At 40.0% G+C, this 1043-nt stretch carries 1 protein-coding gene; it reads right to left on the bottom strand.

Translation table 11 applies throughout. The features are described from left to right. Window positions 1–547: 547 nt before the first annotated feature. The coding region (locus MHN81_RS27995) for a hypothetical protein (protein ID WP_239427383.1) at window positions 548–1043 on the bottom strand (496 nt) is incomplete at its 5' end.

Here is a 1043-nt window from a genome sequence, read left to right as displayed (position 1 = left end):
GGTGGGGGTTTTTATGTAAAGTTTTGATTGAATTTATCCATTTAAAGGGAAGCGTATTAAAATATTTCAATACTCAATCTTAGGAATGTCAGGTGTGGGCCCGATTAGATAAACGTATTACCGAATTTAAGTAGCTTAAACACGGTAATACGATAAAAGTTGCTTGGACTTGTTAATGAATTCAAGTCTGTTTGTCGTCGGTTAATTTTACTTGTCGCATGATTCCCAAAGACCTAATCAATGGACACGTATAGGTAGAATAAATCTTCGCGATTTTTCCACCACTTCAAAAGCGAAATAAAGTGTTTTATGCGTAACTTATTCCCCCTCTTAGCGCCTAGCTTATGGGCTCTAAAAAGCAGGCTATTTACTGCGATTGTGTCGCGTTCGCATTGTTCAAAGCTAAGGGGAGCTTTAAGATTTAGCTGTGTTTGGCTATTTTAAACTGGTGTGCAAGGCAATACTAGAAGTGTGAACGAGGCAGAAGCGCCTAGCTCACACATTAGTCGTTCATTGAGACGCTAAAGTTGCGTTAAGCGGATGGAGGTTAATAGGGGCTCCAATAACAAATCAGCTGTCCTTTCATAATGCCATTAGATGAAGTACCGGTCTCACCTATGACGCACGTATACTCACCTTCAAAAAATTTAGATAGTGACTTCCAAATTGCATTGTAACGCTCTATTTCTGCTAGCGAATTTACACGTTCCTCAAAATTAACCGTCACACCAGAGCCTGGGTTGATAGTCACATCCATGTCTATTATGTCACAAAATCTTTCAACTGGCCGACACATTGTGACAGGTACTCTTTTACCATTAGTCAGTTTGTAACTAGTAATGATGATAGTCGGGTTATCATTTTTACCATTGGACTTTTTAAGATAATCAACAATTGCAATCGTTGAACCAGTCCCAAGCTGTGTTGTGCGCATCGGCGAAACACGTTCAGGTTCGTTATTAATGTCTACAGTCTGAATATCATCACCACCATGAGGCGTACAACCATTACGCGGATCCATACATGGATCTGCGGTCACATAT

Source organism: Pseudoalteromonas sp. Of7M-16 (assembly GCF_022347805.1).
Lineage (GTDB): Bacteria > Pseudomonadota > Gammaproteobacteria > Enterobacterales > Alteromonadaceae > Pseudoalteromonas > Pseudoalteromonas luteoviolacea_F.
The sequence above is the reverse complement of the archived record's forward strand: the minus strand, read 5'-3'. Positions and strand labels throughout refer to the sequence as shown.